The 25,130-nt window shown below is 65.7% G+C and carries 26 protein-coding genes and 1 tRNA gene; 14 read left to right on the forward strand and 13 right to left on the reverse strand.

Translation table 11 applies throughout. The features are described from left to right. The first annotated feature begins 60 nt into the window (after positions 1-60). The 4 genes from katG (at position 61) to ACWPMX_RS10985 (ending at position 6,423) form a co-directional block, all read left to right on the forward strand. On the forward strand, positions 61-2,256 hold the full coding sequence (katG, locus tag ACWPMX_RS10970; RefSeq protein ID WP_455700042.1) for a catalase/peroxidase HPI: 2,196 nt from the start codon (positions 61-63) through the stop codon (positions 2,254-2,256). A 182-nt stretch (positions 2,257-2,438) separates the two neighbouring features. Continuing rightward, complete coding sequence (locus tag ACWPMX_RS10975; RefSeq protein ID WP_455700043.1) at positions 2,439-4,043, forward strand: catalase; 1,605 nt, start codon at positions 2,439-2,441, stop codon at positions 4,041-4,043. A gap of 161 nt (positions 4,044-4,204) precedes the next feature. Next, positions 4,205-5,551: a DUF418 domain-containing protein gene (locus ACWPMX_RS10980; protein WP_455700044.1), complete on the forward strand. Its 1,347-nt coding sequence runs from the start codon at positions 4,205-4,207 to the stop codon at positions 5,549-5,551. Between the two features lie 110 nt (positions 5,552-5,661). Continuing rightward, positions 5,662-6,423 (forward strand): transglutaminase-like cysteine peptidase, encoded by a 762-nt coding sequence (locus ACWPMX_RS10985; RefSeq protein ID WP_455700045.1) that lies wholly within the window; start codon positions 5,662-5,664, stop codon positions 6,421-6,423. Here the strand turns inward: ACWPMX_RS10985 and ACWPMX_RS10990 are convergent, their stop codons facing one another. The 3 genes from ACWPMX_RS10990 to ACWPMX_RS11000 all read right to left on the reverse strand — a co-directional run bounded on the left by ACWPMX_RS10990 (position 6,424) and on the right by ACWPMX_RS11000 (position 8,869). Further along, positions 6,424-6,822 carry a Smr/MutS family protein gene (locus tag ACWPMX_RS10990; protein WP_455700046.1) on the reverse strand — a complete coding sequence of 133 codons (399 nt, stop codon included), beginning with the start codon at positions 6,820-6,822 and terminating at the stop codon, positions 6,424-6,426. 146 nt (positions 6,823-6,968) lie between these two features. Beyond that, entirely contained in the window at positions 6,969-7,928 is a 960-nt protein-coding gene (gene mltA / locus ACWPMX_RS10995) for a murein transglycosylase A (RefSeq protein WP_455700047.1), read from the reverse strand. Positions 7,929-8,218: 290 nt separating this feature from the next. Further along, positions 8,219-8,869, reverse strand: a complete 651-nt coding sequence (locus ACWPMX_RS11000; protein ID WP_455700771.1) for a Tim44/TimA family putative adaptor protein — start codon at positions 8,867-8,869, stop codon at positions 8,219-8,221. A gap of 216 nt (positions 8,870-9,085) precedes the next feature. Between ACWPMX_RS11000 and secB the strand changes: the two genes are divergently transcribed. The 4 genes from secB to ACWPMX_RS11020 all read left to right on the forward strand — a co-directional run bounded on the left by secB (position 9,086) and on the right by ACWPMX_RS11020 (position 13,300). Further along, positions 9,086-9,616: a protein-export chaperone SecB gene (gene secB, locus ACWPMX_RS11005; RefSeq protein ID WP_455700048.1), complete on the forward strand. Its 531-nt coding sequence runs from the start codon at positions 9,086-9,088 to the stop codon at positions 9,614-9,616. 28 nt (positions 9,617-9,644) lie between these two features. Continuing rightward, positions 9,645-11,240, forward strand: a complete 1,596-nt coding sequence (gene murJ / locus ACWPMX_RS11010; RefSeq protein WP_455700049.1) for a murein biosynthesis integral membrane protein MurJ — start codon at positions 9,645-9,647, stop codon at positions 11,238-11,240. Between the two features lie 171 nt (positions 11,241-11,411). After that, a complete protein-coding gene (gene trpS, locus ACWPMX_RS11015) occupies positions 11,412-12,425 on the forward strand; it encodes a tryptophan--tRNA ligase (protein WP_455700050.1) in 1,014 nt (337 codons plus the stop codon). 152 nt (positions 12,426-12,577) lie between these two features. Beyond that, positions 12,578-13,300 (forward strand): DUF4136 domain-containing protein, encoded by a 723-nt coding sequence (locus tag ACWPMX_RS11020; protein WP_455700051.1) that lies wholly within the window; start codon positions 12,578-12,580, stop codon positions 13,298-13,300. Between the two features lie 66 nt (positions 13,301-13,366). Here ACWPMX_RS11020 and ACWPMX_RS11025 read toward each other — a convergent pair whose 3' ends face one another. The 3 genes from ACWPMX_RS11025 to ACWPMX_RS11035 form a co-directional block, all read right to left on the reverse strand. Further along, positions 13,367-13,918 carry a GNAT family N-acetyltransferase gene (locus ACWPMX_RS11025; protein WP_455700052.1) on the reverse strand — a complete coding sequence of 184 codons (552 nt, stop codon included), beginning with the start codon at positions 13,916-13,918 and terminating at the stop codon, positions 13,367-13,369. 2 nt (positions 13,919-13,920) lie between these two features. Further along, positions 13,921-15,099 (reverse strand): amino acid aminotransferase, encoded by a 1,179-nt coding sequence (locus tag ACWPMX_RS11030; protein ID WP_455700053.1) that lies wholly within the window; start codon positions 15,097-15,099, stop codon positions 13,921-13,923. 87 nt (positions 15,100-15,186) lie between these two features. Next, positions 15,187-15,996 carry a DUF1134 domain-containing protein gene (locus tag ACWPMX_RS11035; protein WP_455700054.1) on the reverse strand — a complete coding sequence of 270 codons (810 nt, stop codon included), beginning with the start codon at positions 15,994-15,996 and terminating at the stop codon, positions 15,187-15,189. 185 nt (positions 15,997-16,181) lie between these two features. Here ACWPMX_RS11035 and ACWPMX_RS11040 point away from each other — a divergent pair. Further along, positions 16,182-16,274 (forward strand) — tRNA-Ser (locus ACWPMX_RS11040). 151 nt (positions 16,275-16,425) lie between these two features. Here ACWPMX_RS11040 and ACWPMX_RS11045 read toward each other — a convergent pair. Together ACWPMX_RS11045 and traA are read right to left on the reverse strand one after the other, a co-directional pair. Then, on the reverse strand, positions 16,426-17,187 hold the full coding sequence (locus ACWPMX_RS11045) for a DUF6118 family protein (RefSeq protein ID WP_455700055.1): 762 nt from the start codon (positions 17,185-17,187) through the stop codon (positions 16,426-16,428). A 10-nt stretch (positions 17,188-17,197) separates the two neighbouring features. Next, the gene (gene traA, locus ACWPMX_RS11050) at positions 17,198-20,083 is read right to left on the reverse strand and encodes a Ti-type conjugative transfer relaxase TraA (RefSeq protein ID WP_455700056.1); all 2,886 of its coding nucleotides are present in this window, start codon (positions 20,081-20,083) and stop codon (positions 17,198-17,200) included. Positions 20,084-20,255: 172 nt separating this feature from the next. Here traA and ACWPMX_RS11055 point away from each other — a divergent pair, with 172 nt between their 5' ends. Further along, positions 20,256-20,561 carry a conjugal transfer protein TraD gene (locus ACWPMX_RS11055; protein ID WP_455700057.1) on the forward strand — a complete coding sequence of 102 codons (306 nt, stop codon included), beginning with the start codon at positions 20,256-20,258 and terminating at the stop codon, positions 20,559-20,561. Positions 20,562-20,583: 22 nt separating this feature from the next. Beyond that, entirely contained in the window at positions 20,584-20,817 is a 234-nt protein-coding gene (locus ACWPMX_RS11060) for a conjugal transfer protein TraD (RefSeq protein WP_455700058.1), read from the forward strand. 211 nt (positions 20,818-21,028) lie between these two features. Here ACWPMX_RS11060 and ACWPMX_RS11065 read toward each other — a convergent pair whose 3' ends face one another. From ACWPMX_RS11065 to ACWPMX_RS11080, 4 genes are all read right to left on the reverse strand, one after another. Next, positions 21,029-21,331, reverse strand: a complete 303-nt coding sequence (locus ACWPMX_RS11065; RefSeq protein ID WP_455700059.1) for a hypothetical protein — start codon at positions 21,329-21,331, stop codon at positions 21,029-21,031. A gap of 68 nt (positions 21,332-21,399) precedes the next feature. Further along, positions 21,400-21,741 carry an esterase/lipase family protein gene (locus tag ACWPMX_RS11070; protein WP_455700060.1) on the reverse strand — a complete coding sequence of 114 codons (342 nt, stop codon included), beginning with the start codon at positions 21,739-21,741 and terminating at the stop codon, positions 21,400-21,402. A gap of 57 nt (positions 21,742-21,798) precedes the next feature. Further along, on the reverse strand, positions 21,799-22,272 hold the full coding sequence (locus ACWPMX_RS11075) for a serine aminopeptidase domain-containing protein (protein WP_455700772.1): 474 nt from the start codon (positions 22,270-22,272) through the stop codon (positions 21,799-21,801). Further along, positions 22,212-22,424: a hypothetical protein gene (locus ACWPMX_RS11080; RefSeq protein WP_455700806.1), complete on the reverse strand. Its 213-nt coding sequence runs from the start codon at positions 22,422-22,424 to the stop codon at positions 22,212-22,214. Before ACWPMX_RS11080 ends, ACWPMX_RS11075 begins: the two co-directional genes overlap by 61 nt. Positions 22,425-22,438: 14 nt before the next feature. Between ACWPMX_RS11080 and ACWPMX_RS11085 the strand changes: the two genes are divergently transcribed. Both ACWPMX_RS11085 and ACWPMX_RS11090 read left to right on the forward strand, forming a co-directional pair. Next, positions 22,439-22,669 (forward strand): hypothetical protein, encoded by a 231-nt coding sequence (locus ACWPMX_RS11085; protein WP_455700061.1) that lies wholly within the window; start codon positions 22,439-22,441, stop codon positions 22,667-22,669. A gap of 151 nt (positions 22,670-22,820) precedes the next feature. Then, entirely contained in the window at positions 22,821-23,162 is a 342-nt protein-coding gene (locus ACWPMX_RS11090; RefSeq protein WP_455700062.1) for a hypothetical protein, read from the forward strand. Here ACWPMX_RS11090 and ACWPMX_RS11095 read toward each other — a convergent pair. Continuing rightward, entirely contained in the window at positions 23,139-24,146 is a 1,008-nt protein-coding gene (locus tag ACWPMX_RS11095) for a serine hydrolase domain-containing protein (RefSeq protein WP_455700063.1), read from the reverse strand. The two genes, ACWPMX_RS11090 and ACWPMX_RS11095, sit on opposite strands and share 24 nt — an antisense overlap. Here ACWPMX_RS11095 and ACWPMX_RS11100 point away from each other — a divergent pair. Next, positions 24,136-25,017 (forward strand): GntR family transcriptional regulator, encoded by an 882-nt coding sequence (locus ACWPMX_RS11100; RefSeq protein WP_455700064.1) that lies wholly within the window; start codon positions 24,136-24,138, stop codon positions 25,015-25,017. The two genes, ACWPMX_RS11095 and ACWPMX_RS11100, sit on opposite strands and share 11 nt — an antisense overlap. The last annotated feature ends 113 nt before the right edge of the window (positions 25,018-25,130 follow it).

The raw sequence follows: 25,130 nt of genomic DNA on the forward strand, positions 1-25,130 counted from the left end.
CATTACTCCTGACGACAAGGACCGCAACGGCCGCGATTCTGCCCAAGGAGACGATGCAAAATGGACGCGAAGACTGGATCGATCGAGGGCGGTTGCCCTGTCCCCCACGAAGGCGGCGTGCGCGGCCTGCTCGGCAGGCAGAACCGCGACTGGTGGCCCGATGCACTGGCGGTCGACGTGCTTGCCTCCAACGGGCCGGCGAACCCGATGGGCGACGATTTCGACTATGCGGAGGCGTTCAACGCGCTTGATTACGGCGCGCTCAAGAACGATCTCACCGCGCTGATGACCGACAGCCAGCCGTGGTGGCCGGCGGATTACGGCCACTACGGCCCGTTCTTCATCCGCATGGCATGGCACGCGGCGGGTACCTATCGCACGGGTGACGGTCGTGGCGGCGCGAACAGCGGCCAGCAGCGCTTCGCCCCGCTCGATTCCTGGCCCGACAACGGCAACCTTGACAAGGCGCGCCGCCTGCTGTGGCCGATCAAGCAGAAGTACGGCAAGCACATCAGTTGGGCCGACCTGTTCATCCTCGCCGGCAACGTCGCCATCGAGAGCATGGGCGGCCCGGTATTCGGCTTCGGCGGCGGCCGCGCCGACGTGTTCGAGCCCGAGAAAGACATCTACTGGGGCACCGAGGACAAATGGGTCAATCAGGGAGTCCAGACCCGCATCGACCCCGAGCGCGGGCTGGAGGACATCGACGGGCCGCTCGCCGCGATCCAGATGGGCCTCATCTACGTCAATCCCGAAGGTCCCGGCGGCAACCCGCACGATGATGCGGGCATGGCGCGCGACATGAAGGAAACCTTCCGCCGAATGGCGATGGACGCCGAGGAAATCGTAGCACTCACCGCTGGCGGCCACACTTTCGGCAAGGCGCACGGCAACGGCGATGCCTCGCTGCTCGGCGCGGCCCCGGCGGGTGGCGACATGATCAGCCAGGGCTTCGGCTGGGTCTCCAGCCACGAAAGCGGCGGGATCGGCGAGCACACCGTCACCAGCGGCATCGAAGGCGCGTGGAGCAACACCCCGACCGAGTGGAGCGAGAACTACTTCCGCCTGCTGCTCGACTACGACTACGAGCTGGTGAAGTCCCCCGCTGGCGCGAACCAGTGGCAGCCGATCGACCAGAAGCCGGAAGACATGGCCCCGGCGGCATGGGACCCGAACATCAAGGTTCCGACAATGATGACCACCGCCGACATGGCGCTGAAGCGCGATCCCGAATTCCGCGCGGTCAGCGAGAAGTTCCGCACCGACCACGAGGCGTTCAAGGACGCCTTCGCCCGCGCATGGTTCAAGCTGACCCACCGCGACATGGGTCCCAAGGTCCGCTACCTCGGCCCCGAAGTGCCGGCCGAAGACCTGATCTGGCAGGACCCGATCCCCGCAGGGCAGAACCCGTCGGACGCCGACGTCGCGGCGGTGAAGGCCAAGATCCGCGACAGCGGCCTCACCGTCAGCCAGCTGGTCAAGACGGCGTGGGCATCGGCCTCGACCTACCGCAAGTCGGATCATCGCGGCGGCGCGAACGGCGCTCGTATCGCGCTCGAGCCACAGCGCAGTTGGGACGTCAACGAACCGGCGATGCTGGGCAAGGTGCTCGACACCTTGAACGGGCTGCGCGGTTCGATGAGCCTGGCCGACGCCATCGTGCTCGGCGGCGTAGTAGGGCTTGAGATGGCGGGCGCGACGGACGTGCCGTTTTCCGGCGGCCGCGGCGACGCGACGCAGGACCAGACCGACGTCGAGAGCTTTGCCTGGCTCGAGCCGGAGGCCGACGGCTTCCGCAACTACCTGCCGAAGAAGCTGCGCGTAAAGACAGAGGAAATGCTGCTCGACCGGGCGGCGCTGCTCGGCCTGTCGGTTCCGGAGATGACGGTGCTGGTGGGGGGCCTGCGTGTCCTCGGCGCCAACCACGGCGAACGGGGCCATGGCCACTTCACCAAGCAGTCGGGCAAGCTGACGAACGACTTCTTCGTCAACCTGCTCGCCATGACCAACGTCTGGAAGGCGAGCGACGAGAGCGAGGAGGAATTCATCGCGACCGACCGTGAAGGCGGGCACGAAACCTGGCGTGCCAGCCGTGCCGACCTCGTCTTCGGTTCCAATGCCGAACTGCGCGCGGTGGCCGAAGTCTACGCCGAGAAGGGCCATGAGGAGAAGTTCACGAAGGACTTCGTCAAGGCCTGGACCAAGGTAATGAACGCCGACCGGTTCGACCTGACCCACGGCAAATACCACAACTGATCCCGGCCGACGGGACGCACGAAAAGCCTCCGGCGGCAACGCCGGGGGCCTTTTCGTTTGCTTGCGCTAGGTCCCGTCACCGCCAATCTTCGCAATTGGCAAGCTCGGAACTGCGGATGGTCGCCGACCGTATGGTCCGTACTGCGCGCGCACCGCGGCGCGGATCATCGAGAGATTCCACCATGCCCGACACGAACTTGCCCCGCACCACCACCGATGCCGGGATCCCCGTCCAGTCGGATGAGCATTCGCTAACCCTGGGTCGCGACGGCCCGATCGTCCTCAACGATCACTATCTCCTCGAGCAGATGGCCAACTTCAATCGCGAGCGCATTCCCGAGCGGCAGCCGCATGCCAAGGGATCGGGTGCATTCGGCCATTTCGAGATGACCGCGGACGTTTCGCAGTACACCAAGGCGAAGGTCTTTCAGAAGGGTGCCAAGGTCGAAGCCGCGGTCCGGTTCAGCACCGTCGCCGGCGAACGCGGCAGCCCCGACACCTGGCGCGATCCCCGCGGTTTCTCGGTCAAGCTCTACACCGAGGATGGCAACTTCGACATGGTCGGCAACAACACGCCGGTCTTTTTCATCCGCGATCCGCTCAAGTTCCAGCACTTCATCCGCAGCCAGAAGCGGCGCGCCGACAACGGCCTGCGCGATCATGACATGCAATGGGATTTCTGGACCCTGAGTCCGGAAAGCGCGCACCAGGTCACCTACCTGATGGGCGATCGCGGCATCCCCAAGAACTGGCGCGAGATGAACGGCTACGGCAGCCATACCTATATGCTCGTCAACGAGGCCGGTGAGCAATTCTGGGTCAAGTTCCATTGGCACACGGACCAGGGCGAAGAGAGCGGAAACGCCTATCTGGCGCAGGATGAAGCCGACAATCTGGCGGGCCAGGATGGCGACTACCACCGACGCGACCTGTTCGAGGCGATCGCGCGCGGCGATCATCCGAGCTGGACCCTCAAATGGCAGATCATGCCGTTCGAACAGGCGAAGACCTATCGCATCAATCCGTTCGACCTGACCAAGGTCTGGCCGCACGCCGATTTCCCCTTGGTCGAGGTCGGCAAGCTGACGCTCGACACCAACCCGGTCGATTGGGACACGCAGATCGAGCAGCTGGCGTTCGAGCCCAACAACATGGTGCCGGGTACCGGCCTCAGCCCCGACAAGATGCTGCTGGCGCGCGGATTTTCGTACGCCGACGCGCACCGTCACCGGCTGGGCGTCAATTACAAGCAGATCCCGGTCAACGCGGCGAAGGCGGCGAGGGTCAATTCCTATTCGCGCGCAGGCGCGATGCGGACGGTCAACGCCGTCGATCCGGTCTATGCCCCCAATTCCTACGGCGGTCCCGGGGCGCAGCCGCAGACCGGCGGCGAAGCGACCTGGTACGCCGACGGCGAAATGGTTCGGCAGGCCTATACCCTGCGCGAGGACGACGACGACTGGAGCCAGCCCGGTGCTCTTGTCCGAGACGTGATGGACGACGCACAGCGCGAGCGCTTCGTCGGCAACGTGGCGGGTCATCTGGCCGATGGCGTCAGCGAGCCGATCCTGGTTCGCGCGTTCGATTACTGGCGCAATGTCGACACGGATATCGGCGACCGGATCGAGAAGGCCACGCGCGGCCTGATCGGCGGGAAGTCGGACGCGCCGGGCATGGCGAGCGCGGAATCGATCGAGCGCTATGCGGGCATTCCGTCGACGGCAGACGCCGCAAGACAATCCGCGTCCGACGTTGTCCGCGATAAGGAACCCGCCCCCGCCAAATAGGCAGGAACCCCATTCCCGACCGGGTCGCGTTCGCGCGGCCCGGTTTGCCAGTGAGCCCTTGCGAGTGTAGCTTGCTCCGACGAGCACCGAAGCCGGGGGGCGGTGCCGACAGGCAAAGCGGGTCGCGCGTGCTTTTGGCGCCTCGGGAATGGGGGTTCCTGATGATCGAAGACGCGACCGCGCGCTCCGCCGCTACGCCCGTTGCCAAAGCGAACCGCATCGATTCGCTCGACATCCTGCGCGGGATCGCGGTGTTCGGCATCCTGCTGATGAACATCTCCGCCTTCGGGATGATCTGGCAGGCCTATGGCAACCCCAATGCCGCGGGCGGCGCCACGGGGCTGAACTTGCGGCTGTTCGAGATCATGAACGTCGGCTTCGAAGGCACCATGCGCGGCCTGTTCTCGATGCTGTTCGGTGCGGGCATCGTCCTCATGACCGATCGGATGGAGGCGGCGGGTGCGGGCCTCCGGACGGCGGAAATCCATTTCCGCCGGATGAGCTGGATGATGCTGTTCGGCTTCATCCACTGGGCGCTGTTGCTGTGGGCCGGCGAGATCCTGTTCGCCTATTCGATGTGCGGATTCCTGCTGTTCGCGGTGCGCAAGGTGGCCGCGAAGTGGCAGCTGATCGTCGGCGTGGCGCTGCTGCTGGCGGCGGGGCTGTGGACCAACCTCGAACACGATGGAACGGCCGCGCTGGCTGAAAAGGCGGCGCAGATCGAGACTTTGAAGGCGGGCGGTGGCACGCTCAACGAGGAGCAGGAAGCGACGCTCGGCGAGTGGGCCGAACTCCGTTCGCATTCGATCCCGACCGAGGAATCGACGGCGATGTTCAACGGCTGGCACACCGGATCCTACCCCGAAGCGGTTGCCGGTCAGTTTGGTTTCAGCCGCGAATTCCAGTGGAATGAGGCGCCGTTCTGGCTGTTTTTCGACATGATCCCGTTCATGCTGATCGGCATGGCGCTGCTGAAATGGCAGGTCCTCACAGCCGATCGACCGGCGCAGTTTTATGCGGTGATGATGCTGGCAGGCTACGGGATCGGAGTTCCGCTCGGCCTCTACGAACTCGGCGTGCTGACCGCGGGGGACTATGGCCCGGTCGCCGCGACCGAAGCCAACCGCACCTACCAGATCAGCCGTCTGGCGATGGTCGTCGGGCACCTCGGTCTCGTGCTGATGGCAATTCGAGCGGGCGTGCTGCGGTGGCTGCAGAAGGGGCTGGCGTCAGCGGGCCAGATGGCGCTGAGCAACTACATCGGCCAGACGCTGATCTGCACCGTGCTGTTCTACGGCTTCGGTGTCGGACTGTACAACCAGCTCGACCGGGCACAGCTCTACCTGATCGTGCTGGCGATCGCGGCGTTCGAGATGGCGTTCAGCCTGGTCTGGCTTCGCAACTTCCGCTTCGGACCGCTCGAATGGGTGTGGCGCTCGCTGACCTACTGGAAGCGCCAGCCGATGCGTCTGCAGCCCGCCGCCGGAGCCGCGCCCGCGCTCGCCTGAAGCGCCATACGGTGCCGGAAACGAGTCGGACGGCGGCCCTCCTTGTTGCCGCCGCCCGCTCCGCGCGGCACCATGCTGGCTTCGGGGAAGCAAGCTGGGATGGGTCTGGCGTGAATTGGAAACGGTTGCTGCTAGCTGCCGCGGTGCCGCTTGCGGCACCTGCCGCGGCGTTGGCGCAGGAAGCGATTGATCCTTCGGCGGCTTTGCCTCCTACGGAATGCGTCGCGGCCCCTGCCGAGCAGTTCGTGATGCCGACGACCGGCGCGGTGTTCACACTGCCCGACGAACCGGTCGCGACGCCCGAGACCGATTGCCCGCCCCTTGCGCCTCCGCCGCCCGTCCGGCCGCCCGCGCCGTCCCTGTTCCGGATGGTCGCGATGCCGATCGGCGACAACGCAGCCGCCCGCAAATGGGCCGATACGCGGCTCGCCGGCCTCGCCGACTACCCCGGTGCATGGAACGAGCTCCTGTCCGAAGCCCGCCGGATGCCCGAACTGGACCCGGTGCAGATGGTCAACCAGTGGGTGAACTGGCACGTTCGCTACCGCGAGGACGAGCGTGGCGACGAATGGGCGACCGCCCCGGTGACGCTGATGCGCGGCTATGGCGATTGCGAGGACTTCGCGCTCGCCAAGATGGCATTGCTGGCGGAACTCGGGATCTCGCCTGACGAGATGTTCCTCGTGCTGCTGCGCGATGCCCGTCAGGCCGATCACGCGGTGCTCGCGGTGAACCGCAACGGTCGGTTCCACGTTCTCGACAACCGCACCGACAAGGTCCTGCGCGCCGAGGCGATCGCCGATTATACGCCGATCCTCAGCTTCTCGGGGACCTTCGCGTGGACTTACGGCAAGCGGGTCGGCTTGAACTAGTTAGCGCGTTCGCCGCAGCACCACATAGAGCGCCCCCTCCCCGCCGTGGCGCACGTGCGCCTTGCGGATCGCGGCGATGGCGGGGGCATGGCTCGACGCCGCCAGCCAGTCGAGCACCTTGGCGCGGATCGCCCCGCGGCGGTCGGCCCGGTCGGCGTGCTCGACGGGGCGCGACTTGCCCGCGATAAGGAGCACCACCCGCGCATCCATCGCGCGCGCCTGCGCCAGCCCGTCCATCAGCCGGGTGTGCGCGGTGTCCAGCGTGTGGCCGTGGAGGTCGAGCGTGAAATCTGGCTCGAGTGCACCCGCGCGAATGCGGCGGTCCCAATGCGAATCGAGTCCCGGGCCGGGCGGCGGGGGTGGCGACGCTTTCGACGCCTTCACCGGAGGAGCAACCATGGGCTTCTTTGGCTGCGGCGCGGGCGGCGCGGGTGCGGCTTTCGCCTCGGGTGGAGCGACTGCCGTTCGCGGCGCAAGCGGTGCGACCGTCGAGGCCACGCGTGCCCAGGCTTCCGCCTCGCCCGCCGACAGCCCGCGCGGCGGTCTCACTGGCTCTTGAGGCGCGCGAGCGTCCCCTTGGGAAGCAGCAGCAGGGCGGAACCGCGCGCGCTCATGCCGCCGGCGATCGTGCGGGCATCGTCGCCCGCGCCCCAGAAGGTGTCGAAGCGATTGGCACCCTTGATCGCGCCGCCGGTGTCCTGCGCGATCCACAGCCCGTCAGCCTCGGCGCGATCCATTTCGAGCCAGACCGGCGCGCCGAGCGGCACGAAGGCCGGATCCGCAGCGACCGACGCTTCGCGCCGCACGGGCACGTTGAGCGCGCCAAGGGGGCCGTCGCCGGTCAGTTCCTTGAAGAACACCCAGCTCTTGTTCTCGTTCATGATCGACGCTCCGCCATCGGGCTGCGCGCGCAGGTACTCCATGATCCCCTGCATCGAGGTGGCGTAGCCGGTCGTCCCGCCGATCAGGCCGCGATCGCGCATCGTCTTGCCGATGCCGACATACTCCCGACCGTTCTGCCCGGCATAACCGATCCGCATGACGCGGCCCTCCGGGTCGCGCAAACGGCCCGACCCCTGGATCTGGAGGAAGAATAATTCGACCGGATCGGCCGCCCAGGCGATCTCGAGTCCGCGGTTGGCGAGCGCGCCCGCCTCGATTTCCGACCGTTCGTAATAGGGTACGAACTTCCCCGATGCATCGCGGCGGCCAAGCGGCGGGCGGCCCGTGCGTTCGCTTTCCGGAATGTCATCGGGCCAGCCGCGTTCGAGCTCGGGCGGAAGCGAATAGACCGGCACCTCGAACCCGGCGCGTCGATCGCGGCTGCCGGCGATCTCGGGTTCGTAGTAGCCGGTGGCGAACGCCGTGCCGTCAGCGACCCGCACGGTTTCGAAGAAGCGCTCGAAGAATGCGACCGAGTCGCCCGCAGGCCAGTCGCGCGCGGCAGTGCAGGCGGGCGCCCAGTCCGACCCTCGCGTCAGACCGCTGGCATCCGCGCGCGACAACAGGCGGGGGCACGATTCGCGAAAGCTCGCCAGAGCCGATGAACTATCGCCAGCGCCTGGTCGGAGCGACGTGAAAGATGGCCCCGCGACCAGTCCCGCCGAAACCGCGTTGGACGCCACTGGTGGCGGCGTCGGCGTGGGTGTCGTCGGAAGGGGCGTTATTGGAGGAGGCCTCGTCGATACGGGAGGAGAGGAAGTATCAGGAACCACGCGGCATCCTGCCAACGCCACCATCGCGAGCAGCAAGCCCGCAGCAACCCTCACACGCATTCCTCGACCCCGGTTAGTGATCAGCCCTCGTCGGTCTCGTCGAGCAACCAGTGCGGGTCGGCCTCGCGCACGTCGCGCTTGAAAGTCCACAGGTCGCGCGTCTCAACCGCATCGGTCAACGATCCGGCCACCACGGTGCCGTCCTTGTCGCGGGTGACGGCGGCGATATCGGCGACGAAGCGCACGCGCACCCGCGCGGTCTTGCCGACCAGTTCGGCCATGTCGATGGTCGCATCCTCGATCCGCACCAGGCGGTTGTCGAGCGTTTCGCCGGCGGTCTCTCGTGCGGCAATCGCGGCGTCGAAACCGGCGTAGACGTCGTCGTCGCACAGTTCGCGCAAGGTTTCGCGGTCGCCCTTCCAGAACGCCTCCAGCACCATGGCGTAGGCTGCCTTGGCGCCTTCGACGAAGCCAGAGATGTCGAACGACTTGTCGGCCGCGGCGATCTCTCGCACGCCGCGTTCGACCGCGGGGAGCGCGCCCTCGAGCGCGGCCGGGCGGGCCGACTGGACCGGGCGAAGCTGCGGCGCGGCGGAAGGAGCAGCATCCGGCTGGTCAAACCGGGTGGGCACCGGCTCTTCCTCGTGCTCGGCACGACGTCCGAGCACCGAGTAGAGCCTCAGGCCGAGGAACGCCGCGATCATGGCGAGGATGACGATCTGGATAATCACCGTTGCAATCCGTTTCCGCTGTGACAGCTTGAGATGGCGCACGCACCATCCCTCTGTCGATCCAACCGTGCCCTACATAGGCACGAAATACAAACGAACAACGCGCGGGAGCGCCAATCGGGTGCGCCGTTGCGGCAAACGAAACACGGTGCTAGGCGCGCCGGCGATTGAGCGCGGCCATGGGGCCAGCGCCAACCAGCAGGATACCCCAGAATCATGGCCGACGAAGGCGACGTTCTCACCGACCTCAACATGGACCCCGCAGCCACCGGCAACGGTGCCGACAATTCACCAGTCGCGGGCATCATCTCGCAGTACGTGAAGGACCTCTCGGTCGAGAACCCGAACGCGCCCGCGTGCTTCCAGTGGCAGAGCCAGCCGAACATCGACGTGCAGTTCAACATTGCCGCTGAACTGGTCAACGACGAAGTCCACGAGGTCGAACTCAAGATCAAGCTGACGTCCAAGGCGGACGAAGGCGACCTCTATCTCGTCGAGCTCGCGTACTGCGGCCTTGTCGGCATGCGCAACCTGCCCGACGACCACGCCCACGCGTTCCTCTATGCCGAAGCGCCGCGCATCCTGTTCCCGTTCGCCCGCCGGGTGATCGCCGATGCGACCCGCGATCTCGGCTTCCAACCGATGATGATCGATCCGATCGACTTCAACGGGCTGTATGTCCAGCAGCTCCAGCGCCGCGCCGACGAAGAGGCTGCCCAGGCCGGCCCGCCAGCGGGCGAGGCCTGAGTCTAGTCAAAGTCGCGGCCGACCGGCCATGAGCAACCTCGTCCGCAGCGTCGGCACGATCGGCGCGCTGACGGCGGTCAGCCGCGTCTTCGGCTTCATCCGCGACATCCTGCTCAGCCGCGTGCTCGGCGCGGGGCTGGCGGCGGACGCGTGGCAGCTCGCCTTCACGTTGCCCAACACCTTCCGCCGCCTGTTCGCCGAAGGCGCGTTCAGCGTCGCCTTCGTGCCGATGTATTCACGCAAGCTGCACGGAGAGGGCGGCGAGGCCGACGCGGATGCCTTCGCGGGCGACGTGTTGTCGGTCTTCGTCTGGGTGCTGCTCGGCTTCTCGGCGATCTGCATGATCGCGATGCCGGGGATCGTGTGGCTGCTCGCCCGCGAATACGGCGACGTGCCCGGCAAGTTCGAGCTGTCGGTCGTGCTGAGCCGGGTGACGTTCCCGTATCTGGGGCTAGTCAGCCTGGTGGCGATGCTGTCGGGCCTGCTCAACGCGCGCAGCCGCTTCGGGCCCGGCGCCTTCGCGCCCGTGTTCCTGAACCTCGTGATGATCGGCGGCATCGTCGCCGGATGGTATCTGCGCGGACCCGGCGGCGACGACGTGGTGGTCGCCTGGGCGCTGGCCATCTCGCTCTGCGTCGCGGGCGTGGTGCAGCTGGGCTACATGGCGTGGGCCGCGCGGCGCGCCGGAGTGCGGTTGAAGGTCACCGCGCCCAAATTCACGCCCGAGGTCAAGCGACTGGGGATGCTGATCCTGCCCGCCACGTTCGGCGCCGGCATCTACCAGATCAGCCAGCTGGTCGACACGTTCTTCGCGACCAGCCTGCCGCAGGGCTCGCTGACGCTGCTCAAACTCGCCGACCGCCTCAACCAGATGCCGCTCGGCATTTTCGGCATCGCGCTCGGCACGGCGATTCTCCCGATGCTCGCTCGGCATATCCAGTCGGGCGACGCGAAGGAGGCTCAGCGCTTGCAGGCCAACGCGGTCGAGGTCGGCACCCTGCTCACCCTGCCCGCCGCAGTGGCTCTCGGCATCTGCGCCCCGGCGTTCGTGACCGCGTTCTTTGTCGGCGGAAAGATGACCCCGGCGGATGGGGCGGTGATGGCGAACATCGTCGTCGCCCTGGTCTGCGGTCTTCCCGCCTACGTTCTGGTCAAGGTGTTCCAGCCCGCGTTCTTCAGCCGCGAAGATACGCGCACCCCTGTCTATGTCGCCGCCGGTGCGCTGTCGGTGAACATCGCGCTCAATTTCTGGGTCGTGCCGCGCTACGGCATCGTCGGCCTCGCCGCCGCGACCGCGGTGACGGCGACGCTAAACGTCGTCACGCTCTACACGATCCTGCAACTGCGCGGCTGGTTCCGCATGACCGCGAAGCTCGCGGGTCGGATCGCGCGCCAGTTCGTCGCGACCGCCGCGATGGGCGGCTTCCTGTGGTGGCTCATGCCGCTCCTCGCCGACCGCTTCGGAGGCAACGTGGTCGAGCGCGTGTGGTCGCTGGGCGCGATCGTGCTGGGCGGCATGGCGGTGTTCTTCCTGGTCGCCTTCGCGATCGGCGCGCTGGACAGGGACCTCCTCGCGCAGATCCGGCGACGCCAGCCGGCCAAACCGGTCGATCTTGCCGAATAGGCGCTTTGCGGTTAGCGCGGGCTCCGATGACCCGTTCCGCCGCCTTCACGATGTCAGCGCCGCTCCGCTTCGCGGTGCGCGGCCGGGCGGCCTGGCGATGGCTGCGCTGATCTCAATCTCAGCGTAATCCGCCCGCGGGCGACCATTTCATTCGATCAAAAGGACACCGCCATGCGCGTCGTCTCCGGTATCCAGCCCACGGGCAACCTCCACCTCGGCAACTATCTCGGCGCAATCCGCAACTGGGTGCGGATGCAGGACGAGATGGAGGACGGCTCCCAATGCCTGTTCTTTCTCGCCGACCTCCACGCGATATCGATGCCGCACGAGCCGACGGAACTGAAGCGCGGCACGCTCGAGATGGCCGCCGCGCTCGTCGCCTGCGGGATTGATCCGGCGCGCTCGGTCCTGTTCAACCAGGCCCAGGTACCCGCCCACGCTGAGCTGCAATGGCTGCTCGGCGGAACCGCCCGCATGGGTTGGCTTAACCGGATGACGCAGTGGAAGGACAAGGCGGGCAAGAACCGCGAGGGCCAGTCGGTCGCGTTGTTCACATATCCGGTGCTGCAGGCCGCCGACGTGCTGCTCTACCAGGCGACCCACGTGCCTGTGGGCGAGGACCAGAAGCAGCACCTCGAGCTTGCCCGCGACATCGCGCAGAAATTCAACAACGACTTCGGGACCGAAGACGCGCCGGTATTCACCTTGCCCGACCCGATCGTCCCACCCGAAGCGGCGCGGATCATGTCGCTGCGCGATGGCAGCGCCAAGATGAGCAAGTCCGACGCCAGCGACATGGCGCGGATCAACCTCGTCGACGATGCCGACACGATCATGCAGAAGGTGAAGAAGGCCAAGACCGACCCAGAACCGCTGCCGTCCGAGGTCGCGGGGCTCGAGGGCAGACCCGAAGCGCTCAACCTGGTGACAATCTATGCGGCGCTCACTGGCGAGAAGGCCGATGCCGTGCTGGCCCATTTCGGCGGACAGGGCTTCGGCGCGTTCAAGCCTGCGCTGGGCGAAGTGCTGGTCGAAACGCTGAGCCCGATCTCTGCCCGTTTGCGCGAGCTTCTCGAAGACCGCGAATCGATCGACGCCATCCTCGCGCGCGGCGCGGCCAAGGCGCGCGAGATCGGTCGCCCGACGCTCGATGCGACCTACGCCGCCCTCGGGCTGGTGCGCTGAAGTGGCGGGATTGGCATAACTTTTGCTAATCCCGCCATTCAAACTCGGTTCACCGCGAAACCTTTACACCCTGCCGCATAGGTGACAGCTTGCCCGCATTCGTTTGGCGCGGGTGGAGCGTCATACACTCACCACTCGAAGGGTTTCGCGTCATGTCCATATTGACCAACTGGTCGCGTACGATGAAGCTGGTTGCCGCGCCGCTCGCGCTCGGCACGCTGGCCGCCTGTGCCACGCCGTTCAACGCCGATGTCCAGCGCTTCCAGAGCGCGCTGCCCGCGCCGCAGGGCCAGACCTTCACCGTCGTCGCCGACGATCCGGCACTCGCCGGCGGGCTCGAGTTCAGCCAGTACGCCTCGGTCGTCGCCGATCGCATGGCCTCGCTCGGCTATCGCCCGGTCAACAGCACCGCCGAGGCCGACCTGCTCGTCCGCTTCGACTACGGCGTCGACAAGGGCCGCGAGCGCGTGCGCCAGACCGGCTTCCGCGATCCGTTCTACGATCCGTGGTTCGGCTATGGCCGGTACGGCTACAGCCGCTTCGGGTATTCGCGCGGCTACTGGGGTCCGGCGTTCGGGCGCGGCTATTACGGCCGCCCGTGGAGCTACGGCTTCTACGACCCGTTCTTCGATAACGGTCTCGACGCCTACACGGTCTACACCAGCGGCATCGAGATGAAGATCGACAACCGCGCCAGCGGCCAGCGCCTGTTCGAAGGCAAGGCCGAGGCGGTCTCGACGTCGAATCGCCTGCAGTACCTGGTGCCCAACCTGGTCGAGGCGATGTTCACCGACTTCCCGGGCCGCTCGGGCGAAACCAAGCGCATTTCGATCGCGCCCGAAAAGATGCCGGTGCAGCGCAACCAGACACGATAGTCACTCCTGCAGGGAGGACATCGAGCGGGGCGGGTCGTGGGCAGCCACGGCCCGCCCTTTCGTTTGTCAGGACACGAGCGGACCTGCCGCGAAGCTCGCCCGGTCGATCTCGTAGTAGACGTTGGTCGAGGGCTGCCCCGCCTTGAGTTCGACCTGCGTACGGTCGGTCAGCCTGCCGCCGATCCGCTCCATCGCGGTGCGCGAACGGATGTTGGCCTCGCCTACGCGAAAGCGGACGTAGTTCACGCAGGAGAGCGCGTGGGCGAGCATCAGGCGCTTCATCTCGCGGTTGTAGGCGCCGCCCCAGTGCGAGCGGGCGAGGAAGGTGAAGCCGATCTCGATCGAAGCGCCGCGTCCGTCCTCGTCGTCGAGATAGTCGTAGAACTGCGAGGCGCCGATGATCTTGCCGGTCGCCTTGTCGATCACAGCGAGCGCGCCCTTGTTGGCGATCGCGTTGGCGAAATAGGTGCGGAAGACCGGCTCCTGCCAGCGGTCGTGCGCCGGATGTCCGGCCCACAGCTCGGCGTCGGAGGCGACGGCATACAGCGCGTCCCAGTCGTCTTCCCGTAGCGGCCTCAACCGCAACCGCTCCCCTTCGAGGACCGGCTGCCGGTCCACGATTACGCGCTGACCGCGCCGAGTGCGGCGATGAACTGGTCGATGTTGCCTGCGGTCAGCCCGGCCACGTTGATACGCCCCGAGCCCGCCATGTAGACGCCGTGATCGGCGCGCAGCGCGGCGATCTGGTCCTTCGACAGCGGCAGCATCGAGAACAGCCCGTGCTGGCCGCCCAGCGGCGCAAGGTCGACCGAGCCGACCGTCCCCGCCGCAGCGAGCCGGTCGCGCACCTGGCGCATCCGCGTACGCATCGTGTCGAGTTCGTCGAGCCACTGCGCGGTGAGCGCTTCGTCCTCGAGGACCAACCGCACCGCCGCTGCACCGTGATCGGGCGGCATCGACCAGTTCGCCCGCGCGAGCGCCGCCGCGTTCGACATGATCGCGGGCAATTGCCCGCCGTCCTGCGCCATGACGTAGAACGCCCCCACGCGGTCGCGGTAGAGTCCGAAATTCTTGTCGCAGCTATAGGCGACCAGCGCCTCGGGCACCGCGGCGAGCACCGCGCGCAGGCCATAGGCGTCCTCGTCCATCCCTGCGCCGAGGCCCTGGTAGGCGAGGTCGAGGATGGCGAGCGGCTTGCCCGCGGCGAGCGCGGCGGCGATCTGGTCCCACTGCGCGTTCGAATAGTCGATCCCGGTCGGGTTGTGGCAGCACCCGTGGAGCAGGATCGCGTCGCCCTCGGCCGCGCCTTCGATCGCGGCAAGCACCGCCTCTATATCGGCCGTGCCATCGGCCTTGGCGTGCGCGAACGGCAGCACCTCGAGATCGAGATCGGCGAGGATCTGGGCGTGGTTCGGCCAGCTCGGCATGCCGAGGAGCACGCGGCGCACGCCCGCCGCCTTCGCGAGCGCCGCGGCGAGGCGCACCGCGCCGGTGCCGCCGGGGCTCTGCATCCCCTCGATCCGGCCGCCCATCGTCGGGTCTTCGGCGCCGAAGACGTAGGGCATCAGCGCCTCGACGAAACCCATGTCGCCTTCGGGGCCGAGGTAGGCCTTCGAATCCTGCGTCTCGACCAGCTTTCTCTCGGCTGCCTTGATTGCGCCGAAGACCGGGGTTGCGCCCTGGCCGGTGCGATAGACGCCGACGCCGAGGTCGATCTTGTCGGTCCGCGGGTCTTCGCGGTGGAGTTTGATCAGCGCGAGCAGCGCGTCGGGAGCCTGGGGAGCGAGACGGTCGAGCATGGCAGCGCGCCTAAGCGGATATGCGAAAGGCCGCAACGGCTTCCCGCTGCGGCCCCCGCGATCCGAAGGGCAGAATTTCTTAACGGCTCAAAACGGGAGCCAGCGCTGCTTCTTCGAAAACTTCATGTAGCCCGCGTTCACGCCGAGCCGCAGGCCCGCGCCGACGCGAATCGGGATCAGAACCACATCACCCTTGCGCATGTACGACGCGTTGAGCCCGCCGATGGCATAGGCCGCAGCCTCGCCCGCCGGGTAGCGCTCGAACAGCTCCTCGCTGTCGTAAAGGTTGTAGACCAGCACGAAGGTGTTGCCCGCGTTGGCTCCCGCGTCGAACCCGATCGAGGGACCGGTCCAGTAGACCGGCTTCTCGCCCTCTACCTTGTGGTGCAGCGTGCCCGAGCCATAGCGCGCGCCGACGACGAACGCGCCGCCCGCCTCGCGCCCGACGATATATGCATTGGGCTCACCCTGCTTCTTGAGCAGGTCCTCGATCATCCGCGCGAGGCCTTCGGCACCCTTGCCGAACACACCCTCGGCCGCGCCGATCAGGTCGTCCTTCTTGTAGGTATCGCCCTGCACCGCGGCGACTTCGGGATTGGCCGAGGCCTGGGTTGCGGCGGTCGAGGCGTTTCCGCTGGTCACGACCGGGTCGGTCCATTCGGGCGCGACCTCGGCCGGCGCGCCGGCGGGCGGGGTCGGCGTATAGGTCGTCGAATTGTCGTATGCGGGCTCGCCCGGCGTTTCGGCAGGGGTCGCGGCCGGTTGGGCAAGATCGGCGTCGATCCCCGCATTGGGGTCGATCGTCTGGATTTGCGCCGCAGCAGGCGCAGCGACGAAAGCGGCGGCGCCGATCGCGGCGATCCAGCCGCGCCGCGTCAGATGGGCGAACAAGCGCATGATTTCCCTCCGTTCCCGCATCCGGGATTACGTCCAGGGCGCAGGAGAGTCCTTTCGCCGTGAAGCGGCAATGAACGCGCGGCGAAGCGAATCTGTTTTGCGACGAAACGAGTCGTAAAAGGGGCGACGCAGCCCCTTGCGACCCCCCCACCCCCTCGCTATAGCGCGCGCCTGCCGCACGGCCTGGAGACGTGGGTGAGTGGCTGAAACCAACGGTTTGCTAAACCGTCGTACTGGTAAATCCGGTACCGAGGGTTCGAATCCCTCCGTCTCCGCCACTTCGATACTTTTTATTGTGGTTTTGCAGCATCTTAAGACTGCGCAGCGATTTCGGTCCCATTTACGGTCCCACTTCAGCGAACTGGCAATGCGGGCCTGTGCGTACGTGATTCGCACGAATCCTGATTCCCACGCAATGTAGTCACAGCCCTATTTACCGAGTGCCCGAATCTTGACGGTGCATCGCACTGGCTGCTGCGAGGTTGCAGCGGACTTCCGGCAAGTGTCAATGGCATCGCGATTGTCGCGCTGGATGTCAGCGGCCTGCACCAGTGCATTCCAGGCCTCAGGGCTGTCGCTCTGCATCAGCCGCACACCCGCGTCCCAGCGCGTGGATGCGCCAACCATCCGCGCCGCCAAGCGCTCTGGCCAGCGCCAGCCTTCCGGCATGGCGCGGGCAATGGTGCCGGGAAGGAATGACCATAGCAGGATGCCTGCCAGAAAGGCCCCGCCTGCCACCTTGCAGAGCTGCTGCCGTTGTTCGGCAGCGGTGCGCGCATGGGCCGTGATGCTCCGCATTTCCTGGGCGGCGTGGTTCAAGTCGCTGCGGGCCTGACTGATCCTGTCCTGATCGCTGCGCCGCGCGGCTTCTGCTGCGGCGACGATCCGCTGGCCAATGCTGTCAGGGGTCATCTGCATCGCCGGATGACCAGCCATGCCCTTCAGGCTCTCGCTTATCGTACTCATCCGCTTGGTCATATCGCTAAGGGTCGGGCCATAGTCGGGAATGACAATGTCTGCGCGTTCGGAGGCGAGATGCTGAACCGCCCGGCGCATGAGAGCCAGTTCTCCTTCAAGGCGGGCAAACGCCTCGGCGGCGGGATCGCCTGCGGCCTCCGGGACGGGCGGGTCGGGTTCGGGTTCCGACTCAATGTCCAAGGTCAGTTCTACGTCATCGGTATCGGTAACCATCGCGTTTCTCCTACAGGCCCATGCCGATTGACCGGCTCCGCTCCATCGAGATTGACGCGGCAAGGTCGCGGGCCAGATCGCGACCGAGTTCTGTCTTGATGCCAAGCTCGCGGGTGCGGCTGCGCAGCAGGGATTCAACCTGCGCGTCGCGCTCCAGACCCTTGGCCATGTCCGCCATGCGATTGGTGAGCCTCTGCGCACCGTTGCTGTCGCCAGCGCGCTGCATGGCCTGGCGCGCCTGCCCAAGCCGCTGCCAGTCGCTGACAAAGCGGTCGGCGCGCTGCGCGGGATCGACGCGGATTTCGGCCTCAAGCTGCATGGCGCGGATTGCGCCCTGGCTGCGACCATCGGCGGCCTCACGCGCGAGCGAGGGTTGGCGCTGCAAGGCGCTGGCGAGGTCGGTTGCGCCATGGGGCCGGATCGCATCGAGCGCCTTCCCAGCCTTCTCCAGCGCGTCGCTCTGATGTGGCAGGACCGGCAATCCCTGCTCGCGCATCTGTCCGATGTCAGCGGCGGCACGCGCATAGCGTTCGACGGCGCGGCGCTGATCGGAAAGGCCAGCCTGATCCGTTGGCAGAGCTTCGAGCGTGTTAGCCTGAGGCCGGAAACCAGCGAAGATGGACTTCGCCCGTTTCGGCAACTGCCGGACAATTTCGACGATACGTTCACGGAAGGTAATGCCGCGCCGCTCGGCGAACTGCTGCTCGGGTTTGTAGTCGATCGCCATGTCCTTGCCGCGCTCGCGGCTCAGCGTGCGGACCAGTTTCGACTGATCGGCGAAGTCGTCGCGCCCATAATGAAGAGCCACACCGTCACGGTGGCGTGACATCGCCACATAGGCACCATGGCTGTCCATGCCCGGCGTCGCCAGCACATGCGCCCGGTCCACGGTCATGCCCTGCGCCTTATGGATCGTCGCGGCATAGCCGTGATCGATGTGAGCATAATCCTTCGTATCGAAAGCCACGTTGCGGCCATCGTCGGTACGCACGGCCATGCGCTGCGGCGTCACCTGCTCCACGGTGCCAAGGGTGCCGTTCTTGACGCCCAGGCCCCGCTCATTGCGCAGGAACATGATGCGGTCGCCGGATGCGAACGCGCGTTCCCCGCGATCAGCTTTGATCGACACGTCGTTGCCCAGCTCACCGGCATCGCGCAGTCGTCCACGCGCAGCCTCATTGAGTTCGCGCACCTCGTCATTGGTGTGGGTGAGAATGATCCGCGTATCGCTGGGGCTGGCCTGCCGGTCACGATCCCAATGCTCGATCAGTTCGCCGCGTGCCGCTTCCCGCGTGTCGGCAGCATGAACCATGCCGCGTTCGTCATAGGCCTGAATGGCAAGTCCGGTGCGCCCGGTGGCAAGGTGCCGCGTGGCGTCCTGCTGCCAGCTGTCATGCTGACGGCGAACCTCGCTGATTTCGACGCCGCCATGCCGTTCGTGGATCGCACGGAAGGCGGCTCCGGCTTCGATAGCCTGGAGCTGTTGCGGGTCGCCGACCAGGACAACTTTCGCGCCTGCATCGGCGGCATGAGAAAGGACGCGCTCCATCTGGCGCGTGCCGACCATGCCTGCTTCATCGATGACCAGCACATCGCGCGCGGTGAGCAATTCGCGGCCTTGGCCCCACTGGTGTTCAAGGCTGGCGATGGTGCGCGATGCGATGCCCGAACCGTGTTCAAGCCCCTCGGCGGCAATGCCGGACAGTGCCGCGCCTCGAACGGTATAGCCCGCGCTCTCCCATGCCTCGCGCGCGACGCCCAGCATCGCGCTCTTGCCGGTTCCGGCATAGCCGACGACAACATTGAGGCCGCGACTATCGGTGACATGCTCGAACGCCGCGCGCTGCTCCCCGGACAGCACCAGCCCGCGTGTCTCGGCGCGCGCCAGCGCTCCTTCCCGGCCATGATCTTCGACCTGATGCCGCTCGCGCTCCGCCAGCAATTCCGAAGCGCGGCCAAGCCGCTGCTCGGTCTCGATCATCTGGCGCGATGTGGACCGGTCCTCGCCGCGTCCGTCCTTGCCCAGTGCGACAAGGTCAGATGATCCGCGAACCGCGCTCATGGCCAAATCGAACTGCTCTTTCCCGTCGCTGTGCCGATGCACGAACATGGCAAGGTCGCGGTTCGTAAAGGTGGCCTGGCTGTGCGTGATCGCGTCAAGCGCTACAGCCGGGTTGGCGATGATCCGCTCGCCATTGCGCTGCGCTACAGCGCGGTGTTCCTCGATCCGTTCGGCCTCAAGTCCGCGCACGCCCATCCGCGAAGCGGCGGGGCCAATCTTGTCCTGCGGCTCCAGCGCAATGCCCTGTGCCTGCAAGGATCGGTGATCGACGCGCGCGTCGATGTCGAGTTCGGCCAGCCGCTGATTGACATGATCGGCCCAGCGCTCGCGCCACTGCTCCACCAGTTCGGCCTTGTTCCACTCACGCACCTTCGCGCCGAAGCCATCTTTATCGACTTCGCGCATGGTAAGCATGACATGCGCGTGGGGCTTGGGCTGGCCGTCCGCGCCAATATCCCAATGGACATTGAGGTCGGCGATCATGCCCTTTTCGACGAACTCGGCCTCGGCAAACTCCCGCGCCAGCTCGATGCCCTGTTCCTTGCTGAGTTCGCGCGGAATCGCGAATTCGACCTCGCGGGCAAGCTGGGCGTCCTTGCGCTTCTCGGCGGCCTCGACCGCGTTCCAGAGCTTTTCGCGGTCGGCAAATTCCTCCGGCGCGCCTTCCGGCAGCAGCACTTCGGAATGGATGACTCCGTCCTTGTTGGTGAAGTCATGGTCGCGGTCGAGCCGTTCGTCGTGCAGCCGCTCGGCCCCGCGATAAGCAGCAGCGGCGACCGCGCTGCGCCCGCTCGACCGGCTGATGACTTTGACGGAGAGGTGGAAGATCGCCATGACGGCAATCCATCTACGCCATGAGCGCACCGTCGGCACGACGTATAAGCGCGCCCTCCCATGATAAAATCCTGCTCGGGACTATCCGGTATCAGGCCGTCTCGACGACTCTACAGCATTGGGACAGCATCGATATTATCATCAGCGCATCACCTCGAACGAGAGAACTTCGATGCGCAAACCCCGTGACTTTGATTCGGAACTGAAGGCGCTCGCCGACAAGGCGAAGCAACTGAAAGAACGCCGCGTGCAACAGCTCGGCGAGTTGGTGATCGCTACGGGAGCCGATGCGACCGATGCGGAAACGCTGGTCGGCGCGCTGCTGGTCATCGCGGAAACCAGCGAAGCCCAGAGGAAGGAGGCGTGGCGCGAGCGGGGTGCGGCCTTCTTTCAGAGCAAGGCGCGCAAGCGTGGTGATGGACCTCAAAGCCAGCCGGATGGCACTCTCCCGCTTGACGGCGGCGCGGCATCGGCTTGAGGCAGCAAAGGCGCGAACCGACATGCGCGAATGGCAGGTCAAGCGCCGCGAACGCACGCGGCAACTGATCGAACTCGGCGGCTTGGTCGTGAAAGCTGGGCTTGTCGATCTTGCCGACGATGACCGCGCCACGCTCTATGGTGCGTTCCTCACTGTCGCGTCCAAGTTGAAGGGCGAAGAACGGGAGCAGGCGCTGGTACTGTGGAAACGGAAGGGCAAGCGGGCGTTCGAAACGGAGCAATCGAAAGATGAGTAGCAGTACGATCGCCACGGTCTTGAGACGCTAGTCCCACCCAAGAATGGATCGAGACAGGTCAGCCAACCCGCCTGCATCGAGGCGCGCGGATAATGCATCTTTTGCGGCAGTTCCTCCGTCAAATGCGGATGAAACTTTTCGAATAACAGGTTCGGCGAATGCGCAAATAGGTCCACTGCTTTGCCATCCGCCAGAGCCGAAAGTGCGTCGATCAACTGGGGGCTTTCGTCCTTCCCGAAAACTTCGAGAAACCCGTCATGTGTCTGGGCGGGTGGCCGCAGGACGTCGTCGGCATGCCCGCCGGGAAACTCGCATTGAAGGCCGCGATTCCCGCCGGCGAGAAATTCTTGAGCACCGCGGTGATGCTGATCGGGTCGGGGCTGCCGCCGAGGGAGCTCCAGACCATGCTGACGAAATTGCTGAAGGCGTTGGTGGCAGGCGTCGGAACGAGCTGACCATTGACGTCGAAGGTGATGAGGTCCGAGCCCTTGCGCGGCGAGCCGACGGTGGTCAATGAGGCGCCGAGGTCGGGGCGCACTGCGGCGACATAGCGGATGCCGAGGCCGCCCTGACTGTGCCCGATCAGGTGAATTTGAGGCTGTTATTGCCCTTGATGGCTCGGATGTCATCGAACTGGGCGATGAGCGACTCGCCGCGCACGACCGAGCTGTTAAACGGGTTGACCTGCGTCACATAGACTTCGGCGCCGGCCGATCGCAGATTCTCGGGGATGCCGTTCCAATAGGGGAGGACGCCGCCCAGCTCGTTAAAGCCCGCGAGCCCATGTTCGAGGACGATCGGATATCTGGTCCGCGTAAAATCGCAGTTCGTCCAGCAGATATCCCACGCCATCGCCGGCGTGGCGGCCAGCGCGGCGGCGAGCAACGCCCCCGCTTTCAAAAGCGTGCTGATAACCGTCTTCATAGTCCGTCTCCCGATTGTTTATCATTGTGGATCGGTCGGCGGGCGTGGCGGCGGGTCTCAGCCTTTCCCTTCGGACAGGAGCGGCTCGAGCCAGCGCCAGAGGTCGCCCACGACCTCGGCCCGATTGGTCTCGTTCAGCATCTCGTGGCGGCCGCCCGCATCGAGGCGGCTCTCGACGGTCTTGCCCGCCGCTTCGTAGCGCTCGATCAGCGGCGTCACGCCGCCGAGAACGCAGTGGAGCGGATCCATGTCGCCCGAGAAGATGTAAATGGGAAGGCTCGCCGGAATGGCCGCGAGCGCGTCCGCATCGGCGAGGCGCGGCCCCGCGGCGGCGAGCGAGGCGAAGCTCGCGTCTGTAAGGCCGAAACCGCAGAGCGGATCGGCGAGATAGAGGTCGACCTCGGCCTCGTCGCGGCTCAGCCAGTCGAACGGGGTGCGCGCGGGTTCGAACGGCGAATTCAACGCCGCGATCAGCCCGGCGGGGTCGCCGCCCGCCGGAATATGGTCGACCGCGACCGATCCCGAGAGGATGAGACCGTCGAGCCGGTCGCGATCAGCAGCCGGTCATAGCCTTCGGTGACGCCGCCGCGCGTCGTCACCGTCTTGCCCAGACGATCGATCGCCACCACCGGATCGCCTGCGACGAGCGCGATGCCGTTGGCCGCGTACCCAGATCGACTCAAAAGCGAGTCCTGCGGTGCAACTGGCCGATGTGCTGATCGGTGCCGCAATCCAGGCGGCGAACACGATGGCGGGCCAGCGGTCCGGTGGGCTCGACCCCGAGGCGTTGATCTCGCTTTATGCGAATGATCAGTTCATCCATCTGGTTCCCTCGATCGACTTTGAAGAGGAGAGACGCTTTCGGCACGGAACGCAGGCCTCGGAGTCGATCGAATATTTCGCTTCGAATTTCAGGTTCCGCGGTTAGTTGCCAATTGGCATGGCGCCGCGCGCGGTTTGACCTGCGCTTTACCAGGGATGGTTACAAGGGGGCGCGGATGCGATCGATCGCGGTCTATGCTCGCACCACAATCCAGCCACTCGTCTACGATGTGTAATCGAAGGAGAATCTCTGGTCGATGACAATGGAGCATATGTTTCGCCGATTAGAAGCCTTTAACAACGTAAAACGTGAAAAGGGCGCAGGATTCAGCGCGATCGAGCCGCTGCGACAGTTGATCATCGACCTCGTTCATTTCTCGTCTGCAAATCCCCAACTGCACAACATCTCAACTCAGGACGGAGGTCAATTCTCGCTGCGGTTTTCCTGCCTCAGCGACCATAAGGGCGTCCCGTCGCAGTTTCCATTAGGGGTGCCGCGAAGCCTGCGCAGCGTAGGGTCAAAATTAGACAGCGGGACAAATCTATTCCGTTCGACTCGCCACCGGATGGCAGGACTAATCGGCGAGGAGAAGCTCTAGGAAGCGGGTGTCGGACCAGCCGCTTTTCTTGCCCGCAGCGAGCGCCATGATGTCGAGCTTCGCCTGCCGGACGATCGTTAGGCGGCGCGAGGGAATGACATAGAGGCGCTGGTCGCCGGCGCCCGCAGCCACGACCATGTCGGCGGGGAGTTCGGTGGAATGCTCGGTGATGTCGGTCGCGCGGGTGACAGGATCGTTCGAGAGGCTGGGGCGCGGCAGCCACCAGGTGAGGCCGTAAGCGGGATTGACGCTGCTGCCCTCGAAAAGGTCCGCGAAAGCGACCGGATCGACAAGCGGCTTGCCGTCCTGCTTGCCCCCCGCGCGTACGAACTCGCCGATCTTGGCCCATTCGCTCGCGGCAAGGACGAGGCCCTGCGGCATCAGCGGTTTGCCGTCGGCTCCCTTGCGCCATTCGCCGGTCCGCACGCCGAGCGGTACGAGCAGCCGCCGGTCGAGATACTCCTGCGGATCGGGATTCTGGCCGGTCGCCTTGAGCTTACGCCGCATGACCTCGCCGAAAATCTGGAGCGGCGTCGGCCCATATTGGAAGCGGGTGCCGGGCGCCGCGGACAGTGGCACTTTCAGCGAATCCGCATAGCCCTGCGGTCGGCCGATCGCCGACGGCTGGCCGCTGGTCATGCTGAGTAGCTGGCGCAGCGTGATTGTTGATTTTCCGGGGTCGCTCCGCCATTCGGCAAGCGTGTCGGAAGCCTTCTCGTCTAGGACAAGGAGTCCATCCTGGACCGCCGCGGCTGCCATAAGCCCCACGAGGCTCTTCGTTCCCGACCAGAGTTCCTGCGGCGTCGAGATGTCGGGCGTGCGGCAGCGCACCGCGCCATCCTCGAGCACGAGCAGCGCGAGGCCGCCATGCGCCTTGGAATATGCGAGCGCTGCGGCGCAGCCGGGAAGGGGGGCGGGCTCGGCCTGGGCGGGCGGTGTAGCCGTGCAGGCGGCGAGAAGGAGAAGGGGGGTGATGCGCTTCAAGTCCGGCTCCCATTTTCAAATGCTTGTCTTTGCAAATATTATCGATAATAATTTGAACTGCAATCCTCATTTGCGCGTGGGTGTCACCCGATTAGGATGGCACCGGGAGCGAGAAGCCGACTGGAGAGAAATGGCCACGACCAAGACCGAAGACGAACAGGCGCCGACGCATGACCGCGTGATCGCGCGGTTGCTAACCGACGATATCGTCGAATGGCGGATCCCGCCGGGGGCATGGTTGCGTGAACGCGAAATCGCCGCGCGCTTCGACGTCAGTCATGCGCCGGTACGCGAGGCGTTCCGGCATCTTGCGCGGATCGGGCTGGTCAAGGTCGTGCCGTGGCGCGGCACCTATGTGATCGACGTCGACGAGCATGCCGCGAACGAGGTCTATGAGCTCTGGAAGTCCCTTTTTGGTGTCGTCTGCCGCCTTGCGGCGGCCGAAATGTCGGATCGCGACGGGCGCGAGCTGATGCACCGGCTTGTCGAATATAAGGATGTCACCCAGCGTACGGAGAATACGTTCGAGCATATCAAGGTGTCTAACCGGATCGGCCGCTTCATCGCGAAGCGCACCAATGCGCCGCTTGCGCTTGAGCTGCTCGACCGCGTCGCGCTGCTCGCGCGCTGGCAGCACAATGTCTATACCAACAGCTATATCGAGACGCATGGGAACGAAGCGGGGAGGCAGTCTGCAATCCTTTACGACGAGCTTTGCCGTCACATCGTGGCGCGTGACGGCGATGCGGCGGATGCCGCAGCGCGCGAACTGATTGGCGTCACGCAGAGCAGTTTCGGGCAGGCGCTCGAGGAATATAAGGCGCGTCATGCCAAGCCCAAACCCGGACGTCGCCGGGCGAAGGCGACGTGAGGCGGTCCGCGACCGATCGGCGCACGCTCCTCAAGGCAGGGTTCGTCGCGCCGTTGACATTTCAAGCGGCGCCGTCCGCCGCCGCTTCCGGGGATGAAATGATGTTCGGGCCC

The sequence above is a fragment of the Tsuneonella sp. HG094 genome (assembly GCF_053819285.1).